The organism is Streptomyces sp. AF1A (genome assembly GCF_047340315.1).
Taxonomy (GTDB): Bacteria; Actinomycetota; Actinomycetes; order Streptomycetales; family Streptomycetaceae; genus Streptomyces.
Genome location: NZ_JBLEBI010000336.1, coordinates 1 through 2,805, shown reverse-complemented (window position 1 = coordinate 2,805; position 2,805 = coordinate 1). Strand labels below are relative to the sequence as shown.

The window sequence follows — 2,805 nt, the reverse complement described above, 5'->3', positions numbered from 1 at the left end:
GGATGGCTGTGGGGCGCCTTCCAACTGTTCATCGCGGCTGCCTTCGCCGCCTTCTGGCGGGGCCGCCGCTTCGGGCCCCTCGTGCCCGAACGGCTCCCCGTCGTGATCCGCGCCTCCGAGACCGCCGAAGGCCGCGCCCGCCTCTACCGCAAGGCCAACGCCCGCGACCGCGCGGCCACCGCTCTTCGCTCCGCCACCCGCACCCGCCTCGCCCCCCTCGTCGGCGTCCCCCTCGCCCAGGCGCACACGCCCGAGGCCCTGCTCCCTGCCCTGTCCACCCACCTCGCCGGCGACGGGCAGACCCTGCACTCCCTCCTCTTCGGACCGCCGCCCGGCGACGACGCGGCCCTCATCGCACTGACCGACCAACTCGACGCCCTCGAAAGAGAGGTACGCCGTCCATGATGGACCCGACCACTGACAACGCCGGGCAGACCGGGGACGCGGACGCCGCCCGCGCCTCCCTCGAGGCCCTGCGCGCCGAGATCGCGAAAGCCGTGGTCGGCCAGGACCCCGCCGTGACCGGCCTCGTCGTCGCCCTCCTGTGCCGCGGACACGTCCTGCTCGAAGGAGTCCCCGGAGTCGCCAAGACGCTGCTCGTCCGCGCCCTCGCCTCCGCCCTCGAACTCGACACCAAGCGCGTCCAGTTCACCCCCGACCTCATGCCGAGCGACGTCACCGGCTCCCTCGTCTACGACACCCGCACCGCCGAGTTCTCCTTCCAGCCCGGCCCGGTCTTCACCAACCTCCTCCTCGCGGACGAGATCAACCGCACCCCGCCCAAGACCCAGTCCTCCCTTCTGGAGGCCATGGAGGAACGCCAGGTCACGGTCGACGGCACCCCCCGCCCGCTCCCCGACCCGTTCCTGGTCGCCGCGACCCAGAACCCGGTCGAGTACGAGGGCACCTACCCCCTCCCCGAGGCCCAACTGGACCGGTTCCTGCTCAAACTGACGATCCCTCTGCCGTCCCGGCAGGACGAGATCGACGTGCTCACCCGCCACGCCTCGGGCTTCAACCCGCGCGACCTGCGTGCCGCCGGCGTACGCCCCATCGCGGGACCCGCCGACCTGGAGGCGGCCCGCGCCGCGGTCGCGAAGACCACCGTCTCCCCCGAGATCACGGCTTACGTCGTCGACATCTGCCGCGCCACCCGCGAATCGCCCTCCCTCACGCTGGGCGTGTCCCCGCGCGGCGCCACCGCCCTCCTCGCGACCTCGCGCGCCTGGGCCTGGCTGACGGGCCGGGACTACGTCATCCCCGACGACGTGAAAGCCCTCGCCCTGCCGACGCTGCGCCACCGCATCCAGCTGCGTCCCGAGGCGGAGATGGAGGGCGTGACGGCCGACTCGGTGATCAACGCGATCCTCGCCCACGTCCCGGTCCCCCGCTGATGGCACTCACCGGACGCGCCGCCCTCCTCGCGGCCCTCGGCTCGCTCCCCGTCGGCATCCTGGAACCCGGCTGGACCGGCATCCTCGCGGTCAACGGTTCGCTGGCCCTGGCCTGCGCCTGCGACTACGCCCTCGCGGCCCCCGTACGACGTCTCCTCCTCGCCCGCTCCGGTGACACCTCCATCCGTCTCGGCGAGACCGCCGATGTCACGCTCACCATCACCAACCCGTCGCGCCGCCCCCTGCGCGCACACCTGCGGGACGCCTGGCCGCCCAGCAGTTGGCAGCCCGGCACGGAGGTCGAGTCCTCCCGCCACCGCCTGAGCGTCCCCCCGGGAGAGCGCAGGCGCGTCACGACCCGGCTGCGTCCCACCCGCCGAGGCGACCGCCTGGCCGACCGCGTGACGATCCGTTCCTACGGCCCCCTCGGCCTGTTCTCCCGCCAGGGTGCCCACAAGGTGCCCTGGTCCGTACGGGTTCTGCCGCCCTTCACCAGCCGCAAGCACCTCCCGTCGAAACTCGCCCGTCTGCGCGAGCTCGACGGCCGCACCAGCGTGCTGACCCGCGGTGAGGGAACGGAGTTCGACAGCCTGCGCGAGTACGTCCCGGGAGACGACACCCGCTCGATCGACTGGCGAGCCACGGCCCGGCAGTCCGCGGTCGCCGTCCGCACCTGGCGCCCGGAGCGCGACCGCCACATCCTGCTCGTGCTGGACACCGGCCGCACCTCCGCCGGCCGGGTGGGAGACGCACCACGCCTGGACGCCGCCATGGACGCGGCACTGCTGCTCGCGGCCCTCGCCTCCCGCGCCGGCGACCGCGTGGATCTCCTCGCGTACGACCGCCGTGTACGGGCCCGGGTCCAGGGCCGCTCGGCCGGCGACGTCCTGCCGTCCCTCGTCAACGCGATGGCCACGCTCGAACCGGAACTCGTGGAGACCGACAGCAGAGGTCTCACCGCCACGGCTCTCCGCACGGCACCTCGGCGTTCCCTGATCGTGCTGCTGACGACACTCGACGCCGCGCCGGTGGAGCAGGGCCTGCTTCCCGTGCTGCCTCAGCTCACCCAACGCCACACAGTCCTGATGGCCGCAGTGGCGGACCCGCACATCGCCCGCATGTCGAAGGCTCGCGGCACCACCGAGTCGGTCTACGAGGCCGCGTCGGCGGCTCAGGCGCAGCGCGAACGTCAGCACACCGCGGACCAGTTGCGCCGGCATGGAGTGACGGTGGTGGATGCGACCCCGGATGACCTTGCGCCGGCCCTGGCGGACGCCTACCTGGCATTGAAGGCGGCCGGTCGGCTCTGAGCTCCTTCGGGGAGAAAGAATCTCTCCCCGAAGGAGCTCAGAGACCCCTGAAACGCGGGAAACCCCGCACCGAAATGGTGCGGGGTTTCCCCTCAAAAATT

2 protein-coding genes and 1 pseudogene are annotated in these 2,805 nt (G+C 72.5%); all 3 read left to right on the top strand.

Annotation, left to right across the window (positions count from 1 at the left end):
* Positions 1-405: pseudogene (locus ACLU3S_RS36565) on the top strand (DUF4350 domain-containing protein); the annotation flags it as partial.
* Positions 405-1,394: an AAA family ATPase gene (locus tag ACLU3S_RS36560; protein ID WP_413956282.1), complete on the top strand. Its 990-nt coding sequence runs from the start codon at positions 405-407 to the stop codon at positions 1,392-1,394. The pseudogene ACLU3S_RS36565 and the gene ACLU3S_RS36560, both read left to right, overlap by 1 nt.
* A complete protein-coding gene (locus ACLU3S_RS36555; RefSeq protein WP_413956281.1) occupies positions 1,394-2,704 on the top strand; it encodes a DUF58 domain-containing protein in 1,311 nt (436 codons plus the stop codon). The genes ACLU3S_RS36560 and ACLU3S_RS36555 overlap by 1 nt, the downstream gene beginning before the upstream one ends.
* Positions 2,705-2,805 lie beyond the last annotated feature (101 nt).